Origin of the sequence: Streptomyces sp. SPB074, assembly GCF_000154905.1 — a bacterium.
Taxonomy (GTDB): domain Bacteria; phylum Actinomycetota; class Actinomycetes; order Streptomycetales; family Streptomycetaceae; genus Streptomyces.
In genome coordinates this window covers 3464918-3466389 of record NZ_GG770539.1, presented here as the reverse complement: position 1 = coordinate 3466389, position 1472 = coordinate 3464918, and the positions used below count along the sequence as shown (strand labels likewise).

At 70.9% G+C, this 1472-nt stretch carries 2 protein-coding genes; both read left to right on the top strand.

Annotation, left to right across the window (positions count from 1 at the left end):
- A partial coding sequence (locus SSBG_RS14310) for a class E sortase (protein WP_078491302.1) occupies nucleotides 1–655 on the top strand: 655 nt, incomplete at its 5' end.
- A gap of 34 nt (nucleotides 656–689) precedes the next feature.
- Nucleotides 690–1451, top strand: coding sequence for a class E sortase (locus SSBG_RS14305; protein WP_008746827.1), 762 nt, complete (start codon nucleotides 690–692; stop codon nucleotides 1449–1451).
- Nucleotides 1452–1472 lie beyond the last annotated feature (21 nt).

The window sequence follows — 1472 nt, the reverse complement described above, 5'->3', positions numbered from 1 at the left end:
GCGGGTGAGCGCGGCGCTCGGCGAGGGCTTCATCACGCTCGGCCTCGTGATGCTCCTCTTCGTCGCCTACCAGCTCTGGTGGACCAACGTGCGCGCGCACCGGGAGGCGAACGGCGCCGCGCACCGGCTCCAGGACGACTGGGCCGACGGCAAGCGCAGCCCCGGCGCCTTCCAGCCCGGGGAGGGCTTCGCGATCCTCACGATCCCCAAGCTCGACGTCGTCGTCCCGATCGCCGAGGGGGTCAGCAAGCCGAAGGTCCTCGACAAGGGCATGGTCGGCCACTACGGGCAGGGCGCGCTCAAGACCGCGATGCCGGCCGCGAAGAGCGGCAACTTCGCGCTCGCCGGGCACCGCAACACGCACGGGGAGCCCTTCCGTTACCTCAACAGGCTCCGGCCGGGCGACCCCATCGTCGTGGAGACCCGCGATACGTATTTCGTGTACAAGATGACGAGCATCCTGCCGCAGACCTCGCCCGCGAACACCGCCGTGCTCCGCCCGGTCCCTGCCGGTTCGGGCTTCACGAAGCCGGGGCGCTACCTCACGCTGACGACCTGCACCCCGGAATTCACCAGTACGTACCGGATGATCGTCTGGGGCAAGATGGTCGAGGAACGGCCGCGCGGCGAGGGCAAGCCCGACGCGCTGCTGTGAGCGAGCGGCCGGGCCGAGGAACGGGGCGTGCACAGTGTCGGCAACCAGGGACGAGGCGGCGCCGCCGCAGGGCGCGGACACCGGGCCGTCCGGGCGCGGCGGGCCCGGCGGGCGCGCGCGCCGCGGCAGGGCCGCCGGGTTCGCCGCCCTCCTCGGCGAACTGCTCATCACCGCGGGGCTCGTCCTCGCTCTCTTCGTCGTCTACTCGCTGTGGTGGACCAACGTCGTCGCCGACCACGAGGCGGGCCGGCAGGGCGACCGCGTGCGCGACCACTGGGCGCGGCAGCCGCAGCGGGGCCCCGGGGCGCTCGACACGAAGAGCGGCATCGGCTTCCTGCACGTACCGGCGATGAGGAACGGCGAGGTGCTGGTCAAAAAGGGCACCGCGACGGGCATCCTCAACGACGGTGTCGCCGGTTACTACACCGATCCGGTCAAGTCCGCGCTCCCGCAGGACGACATGGGGAACTTCACGCTCGCGGCGCACCGCGACGGGCACGGCGCGAAGTTCCACAACATCGACAAGCTGAGGAAGGGCGACCCGATCGTCTTCGAGTCGCGGGACCGCTGGTACGTCTACCGCGTCTTCGCGATCCTCCCGCAGACCTCGAAGTACGACGTCGAGGTCCTCGACCAGGTCCCGGCGAAGGCGGGCGTCAAGAAGCCCGGCCGCTACATCACCCTCACGACGTGCACGCCCGTCTACACGTCCGACTACCGGTACATCGTGTGGGGGAAGCTGGAGCGCGTGGACCCGGTCGACGCGAAGCGCACACCGCCGGCCGAACTGCGCTAGCGGAGACGGCCTCTGGGGCCC